Source organism: Echinicola pacifica DSM 19836, from assembly GCF_000373245.1.
In the GTDB taxonomy this organism is placed as follows: Bacteria; Bacteroidota; Bacteroidia; order Cytophagales; family Cyclobacteriaceae; genus Echinicola; species Echinicola pacifica.
This window is the reverse complement of the sequence record NZ_KB890756.1, coordinates 1-20,136: the sequence shown is the minus strand read 5'-3', so window position 1 is coordinate 20,136 and position 20,136 is coordinate 1. Positions and strand designations below refer to the sequence as shown.

Genomic DNA, 20,136 nt, shown 5'->3' with positions numbered 1-20,136 from the left:
GAGATGCTTTTAAATCTATTGGATTGGGAAGGAGATTATTTCTTATCTTCTTCGTTTACTTCTTCGTAATCAACATCGGATACGCCGTCTCCAGCGCTCTCGCCTGCACCTGCTTCAGCACCTGCACCTGCGCCAGCTCCAGCAGCACCTTCAGGTCCACCTTGAGTCGCGTTGTACATCTCTGTAGAGGCTGCTTCCCATGCCTTGTTAAGCTCCTCTATCGCTGGGCTGATCGCTTCCAGGTCTTGCGCCTGATGAGCTGCTTTAAGCTTCTCAAGTGCTCCATTGATAGTGGTCTTATTGCCATCAGAAAGCTTGTCACCAAACTCTTTTAGCTGCTTCTCAGTTTGGAAAACGAGGCTATCCGCTTGGTTAAGCTTTTCGATTTTCTCTTTTTCTTCCTTATCTGAGCTTGCATTGGCTTCGGCTTCTTTTTTCATTCTGTCGATTTCCTCATCAGAAAGTCCGGAAGAAGCTTCAATTTTAATTTTCTGCTCTTTGCCAGTTCCTTTGTCCTTAGCGGATACATGAAGGATACCGTTGGCATCAATATCGAAAGTCACTTCGATCTGAGGAACACCTCTCTGTGCTGGTGGGATATCCGTCAGTTGGAACCTACCAATACTTCTGTTGTCCTTGGCCAATGGTCGCTCTCCTTGCAATACGTGGATGTCCACCGCTGGCTGGTTGTCAGCAGCAGTAGAGAATACCTCGGATTTCTTCGAAGGAATAGTTGTGTTTGACTCAATAAGTTTGGTGAATACTCCGCCCATGGTTTCGATACCCAAAGACAAAGGAGTCACATCCAAAAGAAGTACATCTTTTACCTCTCCTGTCAATACACCACCTTGAATGGCTGCTCCTACCGCTACCACCTCATCTGGGTTTACCCCTTTGGAAGGTTTTTTGCCAAAGAACTTCTCTACTTCTTCCTGGATTTTAGGAATACGTGTGGATCCACCTACAAGGATTACCTCATCAATATCTGATGGAGAAAGACCCGCATCAGATAGAGCCTTTTTGCAAGGATCTAAAGATCTACGTATCAAATCCTCAGAAAGCTGCTCAAACTTAGCTCTGGTAAGGTTTCTTACCAAGTGCTTAGGACCAGTCTGTGTAGCGGTAATATATGGCAAGTTGATCTCAGTAGAAGATGAACTTGATAGCTCAATTTTAGCTTTCTCAGCGGCTTCTTTTAGACGTTGAAGGGCCATCGGATCTTGCTTAAGGTCTATGGTCTCTTCTGATTTGAATTCGTCTGCTAGCCAGTTGATCACCACCTGATCAAAATCATCACCACCGAGGTGTACATCACCGTTGGTAGATTTCACCTCGAATACACCGTCACCAAGCTCAAGGATGGAGATATCAAAGGTACCACCACCAAGGTCATACACAGCGATCTTCATGTCTTGATCTTTCTTGTCCATCCCATAAGCCAATGCCGCAGCGGTAGGCTCATTGATGATACGCTTTACTTCCAATCCAGCGATTTGACCGGCTTCTTTTGTCGCTTGTCTTTCTGCATCGTTGAAGTAAGCGGGTACGGTGATCACCGCTTCTGTTACTTCTTGTCCCAGAAAATCCTCTGCTGTTGACTTCATTTTTTGAAGGATCATGGCAGACAATTCCTGAGGAGTATATGATCTGTCTCCGATTTTTACGGCTACAGTGTCATTTGATCCTTGTTCTACTTTATATGAAGCATGTTTCTTCTCGTCAGATATTTCGGAGAATCTCTTGCCCATAAATCTCTTTACAGAAGAGATGGTGTTTGCCGGATTGGTGATGGCTTGTCTTTTAGCAGGATCACCTACCTTACGCTCTCCATTTCCATTATCCAAAAACGCAACAATGGATGGTGTGGTTCTTCTTCCTTCACTGTTTTGGATAACCACTGGCTCATTACCTTCCATTACGGCTACGCAAGAGTTGGTTGTGCCCAAGTCTATACCGATAATTTTTCCCATAACTGTTATTATTCTTATTTGATATCTTTAAATTCTTCTTTACGGAATCATAGTTATCAACTCATGTGCCAAGACAAAAAACATCTTTCATCGTGTCAGATTGGCAGCAATTATGACAGTAAAAAAATTCAAATAGGTATTTTTCTGACAGGCTTTGGCTTTTTCTGCCACCTTTGCCTGGCCTGACAGGGAGAAGGGGATTTCTTCTTCAGCCGTTAGCCCGGCCTATTTACTCCCAACTCGGAAAGCGGTCTTTGTCCTTGTCCTTGATCTTTCCTCCTCCGAATTGTATTCCAAAGCCTAAGCTAAAAAAATCACTGATTTCAGTTCCTGTAATATGGTAGGTGACGTTCATGCGGAATTTACCCGAGATCACCCCGATTCGCGGTGCCAGACCAAAATCTAAATCATGAGCCTGTCGATTGATGATGGTGCCGTCTCCTGCATCTACGATTTCATAGTCACTTCTGCGGTACATTCCTGCCATTAAGCCAATAAATGGGCGGGTGTTTTCCAGTCCAAACTGGTATTCGCCCGTCAAGGAGGCATTGCTGATCGCCTGCGCCCGATAAGTGGCTTCCTGATGATTGAAGATGGATTCTCCCTCCCCCAATATATTACTCGCTAGCTGCACTCCAATATGGAAATGGTCATTCAAGCCATAACGTGGCTCTATCAGGAACCCTCCTCCAGTGGTGAGCTTTGAGTCCGTTGGGAAGGTGAGGTTGATTCCCACATCTACCTTGAAGGGTTTATATAGGCGCTGCTCCTCCTTCTGCCCAAATGCATCTACTGCTATCACCAAAAGTAATAATAGGTATATTATTCTCGCTCTCATCTTGTTTTTGATCCTCCTTACACGTCCCCTACAGGTATTATTTACTTCTTTTAGGTTTTGGGAAGTAATATAGCATTTTTATATAAAGTGTTGATTAATGTAAATTTATTTTTTATGCTATACTTGCTTTTGCCCTCCAGGAGGGCGAAAAAAAGAAAAAGCCCAGAAATATCTTCCTGGGCTTCGTCTATTTATGAGTTGTGACTCATTAACTTCCACACATTTCACAATCATCAGGATTGTCGAGGGAGCAAGCTATAGCGTCTTGATTCTGAGATTTTACCGGCTTGTCTTCAATTTGCGCAGGCTGCGAGCTCTGAAGGTTTGATTTATCCACTGTAAATTGGATCGCACTGGTAGCGGCTTTAGACCTAAGGTAATACATCCCTGTTTTGAGACCCTTTTTCCAAGCATAGAAATGCATAGAGGTAAGTTTTCCAAAATTAGGCTCTTGCATGAATACGTTCATACTTTGAGATTGGCAGATGTATGCACCACGATCTGCGGCCATATTGATGACTACTTTCTGAGAAATCTCCCATACCGTCTTATACAGGTCCTTGATGTTTTGAGGAACATCCGGCATGTCCTGTACAGATCCATTGGCAGCGATCAATCTATTTTTCATCGTGTCTGTCCATAGGCCAAGTCTGATGAGGTCTTTCATCAGGTGCTTATTCACCACCACAAATTCTCCTGAAAGTGTTCTTCTGGTGTAGATGTTTGAAGTATAAGGTTCGAAACATTCATTATTACCCAGAATCTGAGAGGTGGACGCAGTTGGCATTGGAGCCACTAGAAGTGAATTCCTAACGCCATATTTAGCTACCTTCTCTTTCAGCTCTGACCAGTTCCATCGATTGGACTTAGGAGTCACATTCCATAAGTCAAACTGGAATTGGCCTTGAGAAACTGGAGAACCTTCGTAGGTCTCGTAGGTTCCATTGACCTTGGCTAGCTCCATGGAGGTTTCCATAGATCCATAATAGATGGTCTCGAATATATCCTCGTTCAGCTGTGCTGCTTCGTCGGAGTCAAACGGCATCCTTAAAAGGATAAAGGCATCAGCCAAACCCTGTACACCTATACCAATAGGTCGGTGACGGAAGTTAGACTTTTTGGCTTCTTCCACTGGATAATAGTTGATATCGATTACCTTATTCAGGTTTCTCGTTACCACCTTGGTGATTTCATATAGCTTCTGGTGATCAAAAGACCTCTTACCACTGCTGTCCACCTTGATGAACTTCGGTAAGGCGATAGAAGCGAGGTTACATACTGCCACTTCATCAGGAGCAGTGTATTCCATGATCTCTGTACAGAGGTTGGAAGACTTGATAGTACCTAAGTTTTTCTGGTTGGACTTGCCATTGGCTGCATCCTTATAGAGCATATACGGTGTGCCAGTCTCAATTTGAGATTCCAGCACTTCAAACCATAGCTCTTGAGCTTTGATCGTTTCTCTAGCTCTTCCTTCTTTCTCGTATTTTACATACAATTTCTCGAACTCTTCACCATAGCAATCCGAAAGGCCGGGAGCTTCGTGAGGGCAGAAAAGTGACCAATCTTCATTGGCTTCTACTCGCTTCATGAATAAATCCGAAATCCATAACGCATAGAATAAATCTCTTGCCCGCATCTCTTCCTTACCATGGTTCTTCTTCAATTCTAAGAAGTCCTTGATGTCTGCATGCCATGGTTCCAGATAGATGGCAAAGCTTCCTTTTCTCTTTCCACCACCCTGATCGACATACCTTGCGGTCATGTCAAAGTTTCTAAGCATAGGGACAATTCCGTTGGAAACTCCATTGGTGCCACGGATATAGGAACCTTTTGCTCTTACATTATGGATAGATAGTCCGATTCCACCAGCAGACTGAGATATTTTAGCACATTGCTTTAGGGTATCATAGATGCCGTCGATACTATCATCTTTCATCGTTAGCAGGAAGCAAGAAGATAGCTGCGGTTTAGGCGTACCCGCATTGAAGAGGGTAGGAGTGGCATGTGTAAACCACTTTTCGGATAGTAAATTGTAAGTTTCGATAGCGGCATCAATATCCTCTTTGTGAATACCAATGGCCACTCTCATCAACATATGTTGAGGTCTTTCTACTACTTTATCATCAAGTTTGATAAGATAACTTCTCTCCAATGTCTTGAAGCCAAAGAAATCGTAGTTGAAATCTTTTTTATAATCTATAGCTGCATCTAACTGAGCGGCATGCTTCTTTACTACACCATACACGTCAGGTGCGATCAGGGCTGCATTGTCGCCAGTCTTAGGATTTACATAAGTATAAAGCCTTTTCATGGTATTAGAAAAAGACTTACTTGTGGTCTTATGTAGGTTCGAAATAGCGATACGGGCGGCTAGAATAGCATAATCCGGATGCTGAACGGTCATGGACGCGGATACTTCAGCAGCAAGATTGTCTAGCTCAGTCGTGGTCACACCATCGTATAAGCCGTCAATCACCTTCTTGGCGACTTCGATAGGGTGTATATATCTTCCGTCTAGGTTCTCACAGAGATTCTCTATTCGGGTGGTGATTTTGTCAAATCGGACAGACTCTCTTCTTCCGTCTCTTTTAATTACTAACATGCTAACTTGGATTTTGGTGGTGATGAATAGTTAAAAGTCCTCTTCAACAGAGAACTTCGATGAATCTGAGGCATCTTTGCCCTTCATGACCCCAGCTTTTTGATAGTCGCCAACACGCTTTTCGAAGAAGTTGGTTTTGCCCTGTAGAGAGATCATGTCCATAAAATCAAACGGATTAGTACTGTTCCATACCTTCTCACAGCCTAATTCTAGTAATAGCCTGTCGGCTACAAATTCTATATATTGACACATTAAATCAGCATTCATGCCGATCAACCTTACAGGCAATGCGTCTGTAACAAATTCTTTTTCAATATTTACAGCATCCTGAATAATCATCGATACTGTTTCTTTTGGTAATGTGTTGGCCACGTGCCTAGTGTAAAGGTGACATGCAAAGTCACAGTGTAAGCCTTCGTCACGGGAGATTAACTCATTGGAGAAAGTAAGACCTGGCATTAGGCCTCGCTTCTTTAGCCAGAATATAGAACAGAATGAACCGGAAAAGAAAATTCCCTCTACTGCTGCAAATGCTATAAGTCTCTCTTGGAAGTTTCCTTCATCTATCCAACGTAATGCCCAATCTGCCTTCTTCTTTACACAATCCAAATGCTCGATGGCATTGAATAAAGTGTCACGCTCCTTGGAGTCCTTGATATAAGTGTCAATTAGGAGACTGTAGGTTTCGGAATGGATGTTTTCCATCGCAATCTGGAAGCCATAAAAGAATTTGGCCTCGGTATATTGAACCTCAGCTACGAAGTGTTCGGCGAGGTTTTCGTTTACAATCCCATCACTTGCCGCAAAAAACGCCAATACATGTGATATGAAGTGCCTCTCATCATTGGTAAGGTTCTTCCAGTCCTTGAGATCCTGACCCAGGTCAATCTCCTCTGCTGTCCAAAAACTCGCCTCTGCCTTCTTATAATATTCCCAAATGTCATCGTGCTGAATCGGAAATAAAACAAATCTGCTATTATCTCCTTGTTCTAATATAGGTTCCGGTTTTTGCATTATGTCGTTTAAGTTTTTTATTTAACTATTACTTATTATCAATTTTTAGGCCCTTAATCACTTTCTTGTAACTTTGTGACTAGGTTATTTCCTTGATGGTTTCACCACTTTTTTTCAGAGCCGTACAACAAAGATGACCAACAATTTTGTAAAAATGAAACCCCAAATCCTTAGTTACCTGGCTCATTGACCGATAGTCAAATTACGCATAATAATCTATAAACCAATAGGTAACCTATGTTAAATTAAAGTTAATATTCTATTAAAACAGCCATAATAGGCCTCCTGAGAGGGGGTGAAAAAACTTGAATTATTTTCCCACGACCCTTATTCAAGTGATTTTTGACCAATAGTCAATACTTGTATAGGGATCAAATTGGCTGATATTCAATGACTTAATTCATTATCATAGTGGAAAGCAATCAACTGTTTGATTTTCAAATTCTAAACAAATCCAAGGATTATCTGAAATATTATTAATTGTGTCAAAATGCCTCAGGCTCTAGCAACTGCTCTTTCCTTATTGGTGGAATCTAGCCATAAGCTACCCACTTCTCCGGCGTTAGCTTAGGCCATGGCTTATCTTGGTTTGCCTTATCAGTCTGAGACAGTCGGAAGGACTGAAAAACGATTTATTTCCTTAAGCCTTATGGTTTACCTGACCTGTACCAGCAGAGGCAATGCCTGACAGAGATTAGAATCGTTACCCGCCTACCCGCAACTGGCAGTAATCTGGGGTTTATTCTATATAGGTAGAGATGGAGTACACATATATATATAGTAAGAAATAGCCCCCTGCCCTTAGAGACCAAAGGGTAGGGCGGGTCATGGATAAAGGCAGGCATATAGGTAGAGTTTAGGGGTAAATGCTTGTTTATGAAGGAACTGTGTCGTACTTTTGCAGGCTAATATATCAGCGGGTATGGGGGGTGATTTGATGAATTTCATTAATATTTATAAGTGAAAGTTTTTACTTATAAAAAAGCTCCGTATATTTGCACCTCAAAATTTGATAAAAGTTCTTAGTATGTACGCAATAGTTAACATAGCAGGAAAGCAGTTCAAAGTAACTAAAGATCAGTACGTTTATGCACCTAAGTTGCAAGGCGATATTGACGCTTCCGTTGAGTTCGATCAAGTATTGTTGGCAGATGACAACGGTACCATATCGGTAGGAGCACCATTATTATCAGGTGCTACGGTGACAGGAAAAATTCTTGGCCACGTAAAAGGTGACAAAGTAATCGTCTTCAAAAAGAAAAGAAGAAAAGGTTACAAAAAGAAAAACGGTCACAGACAAGAGTTTACTAAATTACTTATTGAAAACATCGCACTGTAATTATTTACAGTCTAAAACATTACAATTATGGCTCACAAGAAAGGTGTAGGTAGTTCTAAAAACGGTAGAGAATCCCATAGTAAGCGTCTTGGTGTGAAGAAATTCGGTGGAGAAGCTGTAATTTCTGGAAACATCATCGTAAGACAAAGAGGAACCAAACATCACGCTGGACTTAACGTGAAAGTTGGTAAAGACCATACTTTGTTCGCTGTAGCTGATGGCAACGTGGAATTCAAAAAAAGACATGATGGTAGATCTTATGTAAGTGTAGTTCCTGCAGAAGCATAAGATTTTAACAATATTTGTTATTACAAAAAAAGCCGTCTCCTTTATTGGGGACGGCTTTTTGTTGTTTTACTCTTCTTGATTTTTGAGGATTATAGCCCTATCCGTATCTACTGTAATAGCGCTTCCCGATCGCATATAGGATTTTATGGTTCTTTCTGTCCGCTTTATAATTAGATCCATGGATCATAATTTTTTAGAGAGTGAAATTAGGGAATGGTCCCACCACTTGGTGAGAGTGTATTCGGCGTGCTTTAAATTTCCCAATTTTTGTACCTGCTGAGCAGCTCATACTCTGATCTGAGTTTTTCTTTTTACTCAGTCATGATTGTAAATCCACCTCACTCGTTATTTGAGTTGTTTATTTACGATAATGAGATGTTTGTTTCTTTTTTACTTGTTTTATTTTAATTTTTATTGTTCATTGCAATTGTTATTCAACCATATAATAAAATAGCAGACCAGCAAGTATCATTAGCGTACCCGAATAAGGACTGATAATTCGATTTGCATATTGGAATTGATAGAACGAAAAGCTTTGTAAATCGAAAGTAGGCTTTGGCATCAATATTGTTAAAATGCCTAACTGATTTAGATCAAGATTTTATTTTTTCATTACTATGTTGGTGATTTTTTTATTCTCGTGTTGATTAACGTCAGAAGGGATACATGTGTGGTGTATCCCTTTCTTTTTGTCCACCCAGTGGATATAAAATAGCCCTTTCAAAATCCTTCTCATTTCCTTTACATCTTATATCCGACCCTCTTCCATATGATTTCTCTATAGTTTTCGAGTCTAGCGATACTAAGGATTTACCGCCTTGTCCTATATATTAATGTTTGTTTTTGGTAAATAATATCTGAAATACCACAGGGAATTCTGAGTGCAATCATTTATCATTCAATAAACTTGTTTGTTTAGGTAAGAAAAAATACATTTATCTTTGGCGAACTTAACACAATAAATAAAAGTAAAGAATAGAAGTCTCTTCTAGGGTATTGCTCAGAAGGCAATGGATAAATAGTACGTCCAGAAGCAGGGTTTCCTGGCAGAGAATCTAGCCTTGCAGGGTACCTTACAATTTTTATTAATTATTAAATAGGCTTTCCTCCCTTATCTTTGGGAGCAAGCTTAAGCAGAAGTCATGGCCTGTAAGCAATGGCAATAGGTATTAAGAATTATAATTATAAAACTAAATTTCTTTTAGTGGGTTTATACTATCTATTGACCCACCTAAAAAATTAAACAACCCAAGTATGAAAAAATCTAGTTTTTTGGCATTGGCCTTTGCTGGAATGTTGTCAGTGCCAGCAATAGCCCAAAACTCCATTGAATTCAAGGAGTTTACGCTAGACAACGGGCTGCATGTGATCATGCATAAGGACAATACCACGCCTATCGTGGTCACCTCAGTTCTCTATCATGTAGGATCAAAGAATGAGGATCCGGAGAGAACAGGCTTTGCCCACTTCTTTGAGCATTTATTATTTGAAGGAAGTGAGAATATTGGCAGAGGTGAATATATGAAGAAAATCCAATCTGAAGGAGGCACGCTCAATGCCTATACCAGCAATGATATCACCTATTATTACGAGACGCTTCCGTCCAATAAGTTGGAAATAGCTCTATATATGGAAAGTGAACGAATGCTGCATGCCAAGATTGATCAGATCGGCGTGGATACCCAAAGAGAAGTGGTGAAGGAAGAGAAGCGCCAGCGCTATGACAATCAGCCGTACGGGACGATTTTGCCTGAGACCCTCTTAAGAGCTTATTCGGAGCACCCATACCAATGGGCCCCTATCGGCTCACTCGATCACCTAAACGCGGCTTCTTTGCAGGAGTTTATGGATTTCTATAAGGAGTTTTATGTACCGAATAACGCCACACTGACGATAGCCGGAGATATAGATTATAAGCAAACGGAGGAATGGGTGAAGGAGTATTTTGCTGATATTCCTAAAGGACAGAAGGAAATCTATCGCCCAAGTATAGTGGAGCCTAAGAAGACGGCGGAAATTAGAGATGTGATCTATGATAATATCCAGATTCCAGCAGTTATCCAAGCGTATAATTTACCTCCTAAAACCGATAAGGATTCCTATGCCATGGATATGTTGAGTACCTACCTTACTGGTGGCAACTCCTCCCTGATGACCAAAGAGCTGGTCGATAAGCAGCAGAAGGCGTTGGCGGTGGCAGCTATTCCTCTAGATTTGGAAGATGGTGGTATTTTCATCATGTATGGAATCGCCAATATGGGCGTACAAGCCGAAGACTTGGAAAAAGAAATTGATGTACTAATCAGACAGGTTCAGCAGGAGGGAGTTTCTGAGGAGGATTTTCAGAAACTTCAGAATATTATTGAAAATGATGTGGTGAGTGGTAATTCCTCTTTGGATGGGATCGCAGGGAACCTGGCTCAGTCCTATGTTTTTTATGGAAATACCAATCAGATCAATATGGAGCTAGAAAAATACAGAGAAGTGACCCGTGATGACTTGAAGAGGGTTGCGAATAAGTATTTAACTCTTGATGGCAGAGTTGTTTTATATTATTTGCCTAAACCTGCAGAATCGAAGCAGTAATTTTGAACCCTGATTAAGAACAGACTCATGAAAAAGATACTTATATATTTTATGTTTTGCATGGCCATATCGGCTGTGAGTATGGCTCAGGTGGATAGGAGCAATTATCCTGAACCTGGACCGGCACCGACCATTGAGCTGGATGATCCAGCGACCTTTACCTTGGATAATGGTCTTAAGGTTTTTGTAGTGGAAAATCACAAGCTACCACGCGTGACTTTTTCTCTGGTCATTGATAGAAAACCAATACTTGAAAAGGATAAAGCAGGTATGACCGGCTTCGTTGGTCAGATGCTGATGGCGGGGACGACCAATAGAACCAAAGAAGAATTAGATGAAGAGGTAGATTTCATTGGAGCTACCTTGCGCGCGGGCTCTACTTCCATGTATGGCTCCTCGCTGAAGAAGCACCAAGAAAAGATATTGACCTTGATGTCAGATGTGATGTTTAACCCGGTCTTCCCTGAGGAGGAGCTCGACAAGCTAAAGAAGCAGTCGCTAACTGCGCTAGCTACAAGCAAGGATAATCCTGATGCCATAAGTAGCCGATTGGCAGCTAAGCTGGATTTCGGAGCGGATCATCCCTATGGAGAAATAGAAACTGAAGCTAGTTTGCAGAATGTGAATGTCAATGATATCAGAGAGTATTATGAAACTTACTTTAAGCCTAATATCTCTTATCTGGCCATCGTGGGCGATATTACCAAAGAAGAAGCAGAGAAAGTAGTGAAAGCTCATTTTTCTGGATGGGAAAAGGGTGAAGTATCTCAAAAGGATGTTCCAATTCCTGCCTCACCAGAGGGACGTCAGGTCGCCTTGGTTGATCGGTCATCCTCTGTTCAGTCGGTGATCAATATCACCTATCCGGTGGAGATGAGCATTGATAATCCTGACTACCTAAAAGCCCGTGTATTGAATTATATCCTGGGTGGTGGATCTTCTTCACGACTATTTATGAATCTTCGGGAAGACAAGGGATACACTTATGGCGCATACAGTAGCATTGGCACTGATCGATATGTGACTAGTTTCTCCGCAGAAGCCTCGGTACGTACAGAAGTCACCGACTCAGCAGTAAATGAATTAGTAAGCGAGATTGCAAAAATCAAGGCTTCAGGAGTTACAGCGCATGAGCTGGAATCTGCCAAAGCCAGTTTGAGTGGTAGTTTTGGTCGATCGCTGGAGAGCCCATCGACTTTAGCCAATTTTGCTATAAATATTGAGCGATATGGTCTGCCAAAGGATTTCTATAAGACCTATTTGCAGCGTTTAAGTGCACTTTCGGTAGAGGATATCAATGCCGCAGCGTCGAAGTATATTCACCCGGATAATATGTATATAACTGTGGTGGGCAATGGCGCTGAGATCAAAGATAAGCTGGAAGCTATAGGGGCCGTTCAGGAATATGATATCTGGGGTGATCCTGCTCGTGAGATGGAGATGGTGGATGCTGATATGACGGCCGAAAAAGTCATCTCAAACTATCTGACAGCCATAGGAGGTCAGGAGGCTGTGGAAGCTATTAAGACGGCAAAAGTTGTGATGAATGCGGAGATCCAAGGTCAGAAAATCAAAATGACTTCTTACCATGATGAAGCAAAAAGTCGCTATGCTCAGACCGTAGAGATGTTAGGGAATGTGGTATCGACCACCACCTTGGCCGATAATAAAGGAAAGATCTCAGGGATGGGCCAGGAAAAAGAGCTTACCGACGAGCAATTTGAAGAAGTGAAAATGAATATGTTTGTCTTTCCCGAAGCTCACTATGAGTCCTTGATGTACACCTTGACACTGGATGGGGTGAAGGATGTGGATGGACAGGATGCCTATAAGGTGATCGTGAATAATCCTACTGGGGCGACCACGGTGAACTATTACAGTGTGGAGTCTGGCCTGAAGATAAAGAGTGAAAATGAAAAAACAGGCGATATCAATTATAATGACTACCAAGAGCGCCAAGGGATACGCTATCCAATGAGCATGGTGGTGAAGACGTCCATGATTCCAATGCCACTCAATACCACAGTGGAGAGCCTGGAACTGAATGTGGAAATGAATGATGAAAATTTTAAATAATTAATAAATATGAAGAAGGTGATTTTCACAATGACTGCGGCGCTGATGATCAGCTCAGTGCAGGCAAAGGAGGGGTTTGAGTATAATTCAGCGACTATAGAATACCGCCAGGAGGCGACCGTGAAGTCTGTGGTGGATAAGTATATAAAAGCCGCAGGAGGCTTAGAAAGAGTTTCTGCTATTAAAAACATGCAGATGACCATGGAGACCGAAATCCAAGGTATGAAGTTGATCGTCAAATCAGTGACGGATCAGGAAAATAACAGGCTGCTCAATGTCACTGAAATGAATGGTGACCAAGTAGCAAAGACCATCATCAAGGATGGTAAAGGTAAAATCATAAGTATGGGGCAAGAGCAGGCTTTGACTGAAGACCAGTTGAAGACCATGAAGAGCCAAACCTATGTGTTTCCAGAGCTTTATTATGAAGATCTGGGCTATACCGTTACCTACGCTGGTTTAGAGGAAGAGGAAGGCGTGAAATCCCATAAGTTATTGATCGAGGATGGGAATGGAACCGAAACCTACGAATATTACAGTGAAGAGACCGGTTTGAAAATCAAGACCGTTTCTGAGCTTGCGGGCACCATCGAGTACCTGAATTACGAAGAAAGAGAAGGACTGATGATTCCTACCAAAATGGTTATTTCCAATTCCATGATGCCTATGCCTATGGAGGCTTTCATTCAGACGGTGAAATTCAATCAGGAATTGACAGACGAAATGTTTGAATAATCACTGCTTTGCCGAATTTTCAAAGTGTCAATTGAAGGATTTTGAAAAGAGGCAATTCGTGATTACCATCTAAGAAAAGGGCTGCGGATTATTGATCTGCAGCCCTTTTTATGTTTATTACCAGTTGGGATGCTCACTCATCCAATGGTCCATGGAAAACTTGCCTGAGCCATAAAATAAGAATACACACAAGAGAATCAGTACTGATAAAGAAAGCTCAAACTCCAGATTATTGGAAGCTGAAAGGAATCCTGAATTGATATTGATAAAGAACACCGCTCCCAGTAGTATGGGGATTTGGAAGATAATCGCAAATCGGGTCAATAGGCCAGTGGCGATCATAATACCTCCTACCAGGTGTGCAAAAGCGACATAATGAGCTAACGCCAAATTGAAGAACTGCAAATCATTATTGCTCATAAGCTCCATTAAAGCCCCTGTATTAGAAATGAACAAAATCCCCTTATAAAATATAAATAGTCCAAGCGCAATTCGAATAAAGTCAATCCATCGAGGATGATGACTATCCGCCCACATTTCTAATTTTGTGATGTATTCCATGGCTTTTGGGTTTAGAATTGGAAATTTAAATGAAAACTCACTCCACAGAGATTCCCCTGTAAAGAAAGCGTTCAGTTAATTTACAAAATTAAACTCTTATATCATTGCTATTCAAAGGGATATGTTTTTTACTTTTGCCATAATGCCCTTTTTTCGTTTATAGGTCCATCGATGAGTAGATATTCATGATAATAAACCTCCGAAGAAGTGGGGAGCTGGAGTTGAATGTGTCTTCCATAGCGCAATACCTCCATAGAGAGGTCCTCAGAGATGGCGGTTGCCTCTGAGAAAGCTTCTCCATTTACAGTGGTGATGATATCCCCCTGCATCAATAGTTTGTAAGCAGGAGACTGCGGATGGATTTTCAGGACCTGGCCCTCAGCAGAGATTTTCAGGCCATAAGAGGAAGCCCAACGATCTGGATGAGCTTGAATTTTCAAGCTAATATTTAAACTATCTAAACCCGTGCAGAGCTGGGGTAAAATATCGTCGGTCCCATAAATAAACTTATCAAAAAACTGGTCTATCGTCCGGTCATCCCGATAGGCCTTGGAAACAATCTGCTTAAAATCCTCCATGGAATAGCCTTGATTTACCTTGCCATAATTCTCCCACATAGACTTCATCACCTGCTCCAGCGAGCTACCCTGTTCCAGAAGCATCAGATCAAGCGTAATGGCCAGGAGGGCGCCACGATTATAAATACTGACCTTACGGTCGGGAATACCCTGCTTATACCCATCCAGCCAAAGGTCAAAGCTGGATTCCGCGATGGAGTAGTTCTGCCAGCCATAAGCCTCAAATTCTCGCTGCAGCTGGGCTTCCATATTTTTCAGGTAGTCACGGAGGGAGAAATAGCCAGATTTCAAAAGGTATAAATCACCCAAATAAGTAGTGACACCTTCCGCCACAAATCCTGTGTCGAAATATACCTCTTTGCTAAAATCATAGGGAAGCATTTCTACTGGTCTGATTCTACAGACATTCCAAAAGTGGTATAATTCATGGCAACTCACGCCAAACAGTTCGTCGATTTGGTCTTTTTGGCTTAATGATTTGGCCGGGCCAAAGGTAATCACCGTGGAATGCTGATGCTCCACACCATGATAATGCTTATAAGGCAGCAGTTGGTATAGGAAATGATAATCGGTGGAGGGGAATTCTCCGAAAGCTTCAATCTGTCGCTTAGTAAACGCTTCAAATTGATTAATTAATGTGGGGACATCAAAATGAATTTCGCCCAAAAACCACAGGTGGAAATTGCTATTAGCGACTTGATAGCTATAATGCTGAAGGTGGCTGGAGGCAATGACCGGGCTATCCACCAGATGTTGGAAGTCCCTTGCGGTAAATTGATGGAGTGCAGTTCTAGGGAGGGCGGTGGCGATTTCCATTTCCGCAGGCAGCTCAAAGTCTATGGCTATAGGCATAGTTTCCCTTCCAGAGATGGAGTAAATGCAGTTGATAAAATTCAGGTACAATTGCTGATCATCAGACCAGGATCCACCGGCATCCATTTGGGAAGCATGGAATTCATAGCTTATGGAATAGAGGCCTTCCTGAGGGGCGTGAAATTCCCATCTATTTTTACTAATTTTTTTTGAGGGGATATTTTTATTTAGGAAGGAGATTTTGAAGCCTCTAATTTTTTGAGCGTAATCGGTTATTTCGTACCTTCCAGGCCTCCAAGAGGGGAGCGTGAGGCTTATCTTCTCGTCTTTTTGGCAGATAAGGCTAAGCTGGAGCTGGACAAATTGGCTTGCGGGATTATTTCTAGAGATCAGATATTTCATATAGTTTGGTGCTTTGCTTTAAACAAAAGTAAGCCACTGATTTGTAAATAAAAAAAACGTAGTTATCTTTGCAGTCCTTTTCGGATGTTACTGAAAAAGGGAAATAAGAAAAGCGGTAAAAAAAGTATTCATAAGTCAGTAGTGAAGGCGTAAGAGAATGCTAACGGCATTTAGGTTACTCGGTCAGCTGGTTAAAAATTAAACGATCATGAAAAGAACATTCCAACCTTCTCGCAGAAAAAGAAGAAATAAGCACGGATTCAGGGAGAGAATGGCGTCTCCTAATGGTAGAAAAGTACTAAAGGCCAGAAGAGCTAAAGGTAGACATAAGCTATCTGTATCTTCTGAGAAAACACTTAAGAAGTAATTCGTTTTGCCTTTTGATGCCTTGCTCAATATGAATTATAGGCTTCCAAAGAATGAACGATTACATTCTAAAAAGTTAATAAAGGAACTTTTTGATAAAGGTTCCTCTTTTTTTTTATATCCATTTAAGGTTATAAGCCTGGACCAACCTGAAGCGACTGTGAATCAGGTACTTTTTTCTGTGTCCAAAAGAAAACACCGCAAGGCAGTGAGCAGGAATCTCCTCAAGCGGCGGATTCGTGAAGCCTACAGGCTTAATAAATCCTTGTTGCAAGATGGCAAAAGCGGGAAAAAAGTAATAGCTTTCGTGTATGTGTCATCTGATATAGAGGATTTCCCTACCATTCAAAAGAAAATCCAGAAGGTCCTCGTTAAGCTTACAGATGGGTCTAAAAAAAACATCAAGGATAATGAAGAATAGAACTAAAATAGCAGCTTTTTTTGTGGCGCTAATTGTAGCTGGCGGATTATTGGTTTCATTTACCACCAAAAACGATAAGCTTTTCCTTATTGCCAAAAACCTGGATATTTTCGCCTCGCTCATACGAGAGCTAGATTCCTTTTATGTGGATGAAATAGACCCTGATGAGCTCGTGACCGTCGGTATCAATGCCATGCTGCAAAAGCTCGACCCTTATACCACTTATATTCCTGAGGAAGAATCGGAAGATTTCAGAACCATGACCACTGGTGAGTATGGTGGTGTGGGCGCCCTTATAGGTAATAGGCTTGGGAAGAATATGATTTTAATGCCTTATAAAGACTTTCCTGCCGAAAGCTCAGGCCTTAGGATCGGGGATGAGCTGCTTACTGTGGATACCACAAATGTGATAGACCTGGCCACCTCGGATATTTCTGCCCTGCTAAAAGGCCCTGCCAATACAGAGGTCTCCGTTAAGGTAAAGCGTAATCAGGATACCCTCACCTTTGATATTACCCGAAGGAAAATCGTCATCGGCAATGTGCCATATTATGGCATGATCAATCAGGAGGTAGGCTATATCAAGCTCTCCGACTTCACTACTAATGCAGGGGATGATGTTCGCAAAGCCCTTATCCAGTTAAAGGAAAAGGGAGCTAAGAAATTAATTCTGGATATCAGAGATAATCCAGGAGGGATCCTAAATGAAGCCATTGATATAGTAGGTCTTTTTATTCCTAAAGGAAAAGAAGTGGTGCAGACCAAAGGTAAGCTTGAAGATGCTAATACCACCTATAAAACCAATAGCTCGCCGGTGGATAAGAATATTCCAATAGCAGTGTTAGTAAATGAACGCTCCGCCTCCGCCTCGGAGATCGTCTCTGGCGCTCTCCAGGATTATGATCGTGCAGTATTGGTGGGGAGGAAGACCTTCGGAAAAGGCCTAGTCCAAAGTACCGTGCCACTTTCATATAATGCTCAGGTGAAAGTCACCACGGCCAAGTATTATATCCCAAGTGGGAGGTGTATTCAGGAGTTGGATTATAGCCATCGTGATGACCTTGGGAATGCCACCACCATGGCGGATTCATTAAGGCAGAAATTTTCCACCAAAAATGGCCGAACCGTTTATGATGGGGAGGGGATTATGCCGGATGAAATAGTAGAGGCCAAAAGCTACGCACCTATTACCTATAGTTTGGTCGCAAGAAGCCTTGTGTTTGAGTTTGTAAATGACTTCTATTATCAGCATGAGTCCATTCCTTCACCCAGGGAATTTGAGGTGGATGATAAGATGTATTCGGAATTTGTGAATTGGCTAGATGGGAAAGAATATGATTATATCACAAGAGTAGAAAAGACCATTGAGGATCTGGAGGCTTATGCCAAGGAGGAGAAGTATTTTGATGATATCAAAAATGAGATTGATTCCCTAAAGAAAAGCGTAAGCCATAATAAGGAGCAAGATTTGATATCTTTCAAAGAGGAAATTAGAGAAGCGATCAAGGATGAGGTAGTTTCAAGGTATTATTATGAGGGAGGGGTGATAGAGGCTTCATTAGATCAGGATGCCGAGATAGCTAAGGCGGTGGAGATTCTCCAGTCCACTTCAGAGTACCATTCTATCCTTGATCCTAGACATGCTTCTAAGTAATCGTTCAGGCAAGGTATAGGGATACCTTGGTGATCGTGTAGGAGGAATCCTTAAAATGATATTGAAGATATTTTCATGAAACTCCTTCCTGATATTTTGTTTAGGGAGGAGTTTTTTACTTTTGGTGCGTTCAGTGTTTGTATATAGAAAAAATAAAGAGATATGGGATTAATATTGTCTATAGAAACTGCTGTGTCTGTATGCTCAGTAGCGGTGCATAAGGATGGGCAGCTGGAAGGTCTGTTGGAGGTGCATCAAGCCAATATCCATGCGCAGAAATTGCTACCTCTGATAGACAGTTTATTGACAGGTCTGGGGCTTACTGTGAAGGAGCTGAGTGCTATTGCTGTCTCAGAGGGTCCTGGGTCCTATACGGGGCTAAGAATAGGAGTGTCCACCGCAAAGGGACTGGCATTTGCTCATGGCTTGCCCTTGATAGGAGTGGGGACGCTGGAAGGCCTGGCTCAGAGGGCCAGACCTTTTTTGGAGGAGGGGGATGTGGTGATCCCCATGATAGATGCTAGAAGGATGGAAGTGTATGCCAAGGTAGTCGATGCAGCACTTCAGGAACTCGAGCCATTGGCACCAGTTATAATAGATGAAAATTCCTTCGCTGAATACCTGGCAGTAGGAAGGGTATTCTTTGTGGGGGATGGAGTAGCAAAGGTTCAGGAGGTATTAAGGCATGATCATGCCCGATATTTACCACTTACCAATTCAGCAGTGGCTATAGGTGAATTGGCATTTGAGAAATATAAAAAGGGGCAATTTGTGGATCTTGCTTATTTTGAGCCGAACTACTTGAAAGAATTTAAGGTTTTAAAGTCGAAGAAAAATCCATTAGCACAATGACTGAGATAATAAATAGAGTAGCGAATAGCCCATTGGTGACGATAGACCTAGAGGAATTATATGTTCCGGGGGAAAGAGCGGTATTTGATTTGAAAGAATATTTGTTTCAAGGCTTAGTTCTTAGGGAGAAGGATTTCCGGAAGGCCTTAAAGGAGATGAGCTGGGAGGAGTATGAGGGGAAGCTGGTAGCGGTGACCTGTAGTACTGATGCGATCATCCCTACTTGGGCTTATATGTTGGTGGTTTCCTATTTGGAGGGAGTGGCTAAGGAGCTAGTGGTAGGAGATTTAGATGGTTTGGAGCAGGCTTTATTTCAGAAGGCGCTTATGGGTTTGGATGTAATGGAGTATAAGGATAAGCCGGTGGTGGTAAAGGGCTGCAGTAAATTACCTGTTCCAATGTATGCTTATGGTCAAATCACTAGGGTTTTGAAGGGGATTTCGAAGTCTATCATGTATGGAGAGCCATGTAGTACGGTGCCGATTTATAAGAAGCCAAAAGAATAATGAATTTTATTTTCCTTGAAATGAGGAATTTATGACTAAAGTAGGCAAAAAGTTTAGCGGGTATTTGGCAGTTTTAAAAAAGAGCCTTATGTTTGCATTCCCATTCGGAAACAAGGTAACAAAAGGTTGCTTTGGGAAGTTGACAGCAGATAAGTAAGGTGGAAAAAAGATCGAAAAAAATTAAAAATTTCTTTTGGTTTTTAAAAATAAACCTCTCATATTTGCACTCGCTTTCAGGGTAAAGCCTGAAACAAGTCTCTAAAATGTTAGAGAAAAAGTTCATTGAAGTACTGTAAGACGAGATATAAATAGATCGGTAAGGAACAAGAAGTGTTTTGTTTTTAAAACAACTTCGTCAATAATAATAATACTTTACAATGGAGAGTTTGATCCTGGCTCAGGATGAACGCTAGCGGCAGGCCTAATACATGCAAGTCGAACGGTAGTCTTGATTTATCAAGATGAGAGTGGCGCACGGGTGCGTAACGCGTATGCAACCTACCCTTTACAGGGGGATAGCCCGGGGAAACCC

Annotated in this window: 16 protein-coding genes and 1 rRNA gene; 11 read left to right on the top strand and 6 right to left on the bottom strand. The window is 41.8% G+C overall.

The annotated features are described in order from the left end of the window. Nucleotides 1-35: 35 nt before the first annotated feature. From dnaK to B050_RS0117455, 4 genes are all read right to left on the bottom strand, one after another. Complete coding sequence (gene dnaK / locus B050_RS0117470) at nt 36-1,970, bottom strand: molecular chaperone DnaK (RefSeq protein WP_018475246.1); 1,935 nt, start codon at nt 1,968-1,970, stop codon at nt 36-38. A 229-nt stretch (nt 1,971-2,199) separates the two neighbouring features. After that, the gene (locus B050_RS0117465; protein WP_018475245.1) at nt 2,200-2,808 is read right to left on the bottom strand and encodes an outer membrane beta-barrel protein; all 609 of its coding nucleotides are present in this window, start codon (nt 2,806-2,808) and stop codon (nt 2,200-2,202) included. 208 nt (nt 2,809-3,016) lie between these two features. Next, entirely contained in the window at nt 3,017-5,413 is a 2,397-nt protein-coding gene (locus tag B050_RS0117460) for a ribonucleoside-diphosphate reductase subunit alpha (protein ID WP_018475244.1), read from the bottom strand. 30 nt (nt 5,414-5,443) lie between these two features. After that, on the bottom strand, nt 5,444-6,427 hold the full coding sequence (locus tag B050_RS0117455) for a ribonucleotide-diphosphate reductase subunit beta (RefSeq protein ID WP_018475243.1): 984 nt from the start codon (nt 6,425-6,427) through the stop codon (nt 5,444-5,446). A gap of 1,027 nt (nt 6,428-7,454) precedes the next feature. Here B050_RS0117455 and rplU point away from each other — a divergent pair. From rplU to B050_RS0117425, 5 genes are all read left to right on the top strand, one after another. Beyond that, nucleotides 7,455-7,766 (top strand): 50S ribosomal protein L21, encoded by a 312-nt coding sequence (rplU, locus tag B050_RS0117445; RefSeq protein WP_018475241.1) that lies wholly within the window; start codon nt 7,455-7,457, stop codon nt 7,764-7,766. A gap of 27 nt (nt 7,767-7,793) precedes the next feature. Continuing rightward, entirely contained in the window at nt 7,794-8,054 is a 261-nt protein-coding gene (rpmA, locus tag B050_RS0117440) for a 50S ribosomal protein L27 (RefSeq protein WP_018475240.1), read from the top strand. A 1,254-nt stretch (nt 8,055-9,308) separates the two neighbouring features. Beyond that, a complete protein-coding gene (locus B050_RS0117435) occupies nt 9,309-10,640 on the top strand; it encodes a M16 family metallopeptidase (protein ID WP_018475239.1) in 1,332 nt (443 codons plus the stop codon). A 27-nt stretch (nt 10,641-10,667) separates the two neighbouring features. Further along, entirely contained in the window at nt 10,668-12,716 is a 2,049-nt protein-coding gene (locus B050_RS0117430; protein ID WP_026235985.1) for a M16 family metallopeptidase, read from the top strand. 9 nt (nt 12,717-12,725) lie between these two features. After that, nucleotides 12,726-13,451 carry a LolA-like protein gene (locus B050_RS0117425; protein ID WP_157492883.1) on the top strand — a complete coding sequence of 242 codons (726 nt, stop codon included), beginning with the start codon at nt 12,726-12,728 and terminating at the stop codon, nt 13,449-13,451. 117 nt (nt 13,452-13,568) lie between these two features. On the opposite strand, the gene B050_RS0117420 is transcribed toward B050_RS0117425, so the two are convergent. Both B050_RS0117420 and B050_RS22660 read right to left on the bottom strand, forming a co-directional pair. Continuing rightward, on the bottom strand, nt 13,569-14,012 hold the full coding sequence (locus tag B050_RS0117420) for a DoxX family protein (protein ID WP_018475236.1): 444 nt from the start codon (nt 14,010-14,012) through the stop codon (nt 13,569-13,571). Between the two features lie 128 nt (nt 14,013-14,140). After that, nucleotides 14,141-15,805, bottom strand: coding sequence for a M61 family metallopeptidase (locus B050_RS22660; RefSeq protein ID WP_018475235.1), 1,665 nt, complete (start codon nt 15,803-15,805; stop codon nt 14,141-14,143). Between the two features lie 208 nt (nt 15,806-16,013). On the opposite strand from B050_RS22660, the gene rpmH reads away from it, so the two are divergent. From rpmH to B050_RS0117385, 6 genes are all read left to right on the top strand, one after another. Continuing rightward, complete coding sequence (rpmH, locus tag B050_RS23290; RefSeq protein WP_083923300.1) at nt 16,014-16,172, top strand: 50S ribosomal protein L34; 159 nt, start codon at nt 16,014-16,016, stop codon at nt 16,170-16,172. Nucleotides 16,173-16,202: 30 nt separating this feature from the next. Continuing rightward, nucleotides 16,203-16,592, top strand: a complete 390-nt coding sequence (gene rnpA / locus B050_RS0117410; protein WP_018475234.1) for a ribonuclease P protein component — start codon at nt 16,203-16,205, stop codon at nt 16,590-16,592. Next, nucleotides 16,582-18,246 (top strand): S41 family peptidase, encoded by a 1,665-nt coding sequence (locus B050_RS0117405; protein ID WP_018475233.1) that lies wholly within the window; start codon nt 16,582-16,584, stop codon nt 18,244-18,246. The genes rnpA and B050_RS0117405 overlap by 11 nt, the downstream gene beginning before the upstream one ends. Nucleotides 18,247-18,408: 162 nt before the next feature. Next, nucleotides 18,409-19,098: a tRNA (adenosine(37)-N6)-threonylcarbamoyltransferase complex dimerization subunit type 1 TsaB gene (gene tsaB / locus B050_RS0117400; protein WP_018475232.1), complete on the top strand. Its 690-nt coding sequence runs from the start codon at nt 18,409-18,411 to the stop codon at nt 19,096-19,098. Next, entirely contained in the window at nt 19,095-19,604 is a 510-nt protein-coding gene (locus B050_RS0117395) for a DUF2480 family protein (RefSeq protein WP_018475231.1), read from the top strand. Before tsaB ends, B050_RS0117395 begins: the two co-directional genes overlap by 4 nt. 374 nt (nt 19,605-19,978) lie before the next feature. Continuing rightward, nucleotides 19,979-20,136, top strand: a 16S ribosomal RNA gene (locus tag B050_RS0117385); the annotation flags it as partial.

What these genes read in the sequence shown, in the direction of transcription:
- rpmH (WP_083923300.1), top strand. Translation starts at nt 16,014, where the DNA reads ATGAAAAGAACATTCCAACCTTCTCGCAGAAAAAGAAGAAATAAGCAC.
- B050_RS0117430 (WP_026235985.1), top strand. Translation starts at nt 10,668, where the DNA reads ATGAAAAAGATACTTATATATTTTATGTTTTGCATGGCCATATCGGCT.
- B050_RS0117420 (WP_018475236.1), bottom strand. Translation starts at nt 14,012, where the DNA reads ATGGAATACATCACAAAATTAGAAATGTGGGCGGATAGTCATCATCCT.
- B050_RS0117465 (WP_018475245.1), bottom strand. Translation starts at nt 2,808, where the DNA reads ATGAGAGCGAGAATAATATACCTATTATTACTTTTGGTGATAGCAGTA.
- rnpA (WP_018475234.1), top strand. Translation starts at nt 16,203, where the DNA reads ATGAATTATAGGCTTCCAAAGAATGAACGATTACATTCTAAAAAGTTA.
- B050_RS0117460 (WP_018475244.1), bottom strand. Translation starts at nt 5,413, where the DNA reads ATGTTAGTAATTAAAAGAGACGGAAGAAGAGAGTCTGTCCGATTTGAC.
- B050_RS0117455 (WP_018475243.1), bottom strand. Translation starts at nt 6,427, where the DNA reads ATGCAAAAACCGGAACCTATATTAGAACAAGGAGATAATAGCAGATTT.
- B050_RS0117395 (WP_018475231.1), top strand. Translation starts at nt 19,095, where the DNA reads ATGACTGAGATAATAAATAGAGTAGCGAATAGCCCATTGGTGACGATA.
- tsaB (WP_018475232.1), top strand. Translation starts at nt 18,409, where the DNA reads ATGGGATTAATATTGTCTATAGAAACTGCTGTGTCTGTATGCTCAGTA.
- B050_RS0117405 (WP_018475233.1), top strand. Translation starts at nt 16,582, where the DNA reads ATGAAGAATAGAACTAAAATAGCAGCTTTTTTTGTGGCGCTAATTGTA.
- B050_RS22660 (WP_018475235.1), bottom strand. Translation starts at nt 15,805, where the DNA reads ATGAAATATCTGATCTCTAGAAATAATCCCGCAAGCCAATTTGTCCAG.
- dnaK (WP_018475246.1), bottom strand. Translation starts at nt 1,970, where the DNA reads ATGGGAAAAATTATCGGTATAGACTTGGGCACAACCAACTCTTGCGTA.
- rplU (WP_018475241.1), top strand. Translation starts at nt 7,455, where the DNA reads ATGTACGCAATAGTTAACATAGCAGGAAAGCAGTTCAAAGTAACTAAA.
- rpmA (WP_018475240.1), top strand. Translation starts at nt 7,794, where the DNA reads ATGGCTCACAAGAAAGGTGTAGGTAGTTCTAAAAACGGTAGAGAATCC.
- B050_RS0117425 (WP_157492883.1), top strand. Translation starts at nt 12,726, where the DNA reads ATGAAGAAGGTGATTTTCACAATGACTGCGGCGCTGATGATCAGCTCA.
- B050_RS0117435 (WP_018475239.1), top strand. Translation starts at nt 9,309, where the DNA reads ATGAAAAAATCTAGTTTTTTGGCATTGGCCTTTGCTGGAATGTTGTCA.